2 protein-coding genes are annotated in these 1,122 nt (G+C 63.8%); both read left to right on the forward strand.

Features of this window, described 5'->3' with window-relative positions:
- The first annotated feature begins 161 nt into the window (after positions 1 to 161).
- The gene (locus tag ACFW2E_RS47525) at positions 162 to 413 is read left to right on the forward strand and encodes a helix-turn-helix domain-containing protein (RefSeq protein ID WP_384478556.1); all 252 of its coding nucleotides are present in this window, start codon (positions 162 to 164) and stop codon (positions 411 to 413) included.
- 233 nt (positions 414 to 646) lie between these two features.
- The coding region (locus ACFW2E_RS47530) for a serine/threonine protein kinase (RefSeq protein WP_384478559.1) at positions 647 to 1,122 on the forward strand (476 nt) is incomplete at its 3' end.

A 1,122-nucleotide genomic window follows, 5' to 3' on the forward strand; every position in this document is an offset into this window, starting at 1 on the left:
CGATCCTGTACTACGCGAGTGTTCCATTTCTAGTGGTCTCTGAGAGGTGGATACTAGACAGGACCAGTGCGGGCGTCAAAGACGTTTGAAATTCGACCAGAGCAGAGCGCGAGCCGCTGCCGCGAACAGGCTCAGGCCAGCCTCAAGGAGTCATCTTGCCCGTGGGACCGCAGTCGCACCCCGACGAGACCCGCACCGATATCGACTCGTCGCGCAGGCGCCGTAGCGTCGAGCCCGTCCTTATGGACACCTATGAGGTCGCTGCGATGCTCAATATGTCCACGAGCTGGGTCTATAGGGAGGCATCGAAACTGGGCTTGAAGGGCTACAAGCTCGGCCGAGGCAGGAACGCCAAGGTCCTGTACAAGAGGGCCGAGGTCTTCAAGTGGCTGGAGCAGCAGAATATCCATTAGAAGCGGGCAGTTTCTTGTCGGCCCCGGACTCACAGACACACAGCAGTCGCCGACACAGTGGCTGCTGGAGATCCCGGTGCCCCGACTTCCTCACGGCCGGTTTCGGCATGCATCGCGTTGCTCGGTGTCCTGATCAGGACGAAAGCACCTCAGGCTGGCCTCTTGGCCGATTAGAGTGTGGTGGGCAAGAGCGCCGATCGGGTGAGGCGCGGTGGAAAGGTGAGTCGGTGCGGATGAGCGGGGTGCCCACGCGGATCGGCCGGTACACGGTGGCGCGGGAGCTCGGCTCAGGCGGGATGGGTGAGGTCTATCTCGCCTACACGCCCGCAGGCGATCCCGTCGCGGTGAAGGTGATCCGCAACGACAAGCTCGATCCGCTGACGCGTGCGCGCTTCGAAAAGGAGGCGCTGATCGCCCGCACGGTGATCGGCACGAACCGGGTGGCCCGCTTCCTGGATGCGGATCCTTACGCAGACCGGCCTTGGTTGGCCATGGAGTACGTGGCCGGCCGTACGCTGCTGGCCTGTGTGGACAGCGACGGTGTACTTCCGCTGCCGCTGGCGGCCAGCCTCGGGGCGTTGCTCGCCGAAGGCTTGTCGGCAGTCCACGCCGCGGGGTTGCTCCATCGACACCTGACGCCGCAGAACGTCATCCTGGGCGATGACGGCCCGATGATCATCGACTTCGGGCTGGGCGCGTTCATGGACTC

It is taken from the genome of Streptomyces sp. NPDC058964 (assembly GCF_042741275.1).
GTDB lineage: Bacteria > Actinomycetota > Actinomycetes > Streptomycetales > Streptomycetaceae > Streptomyces.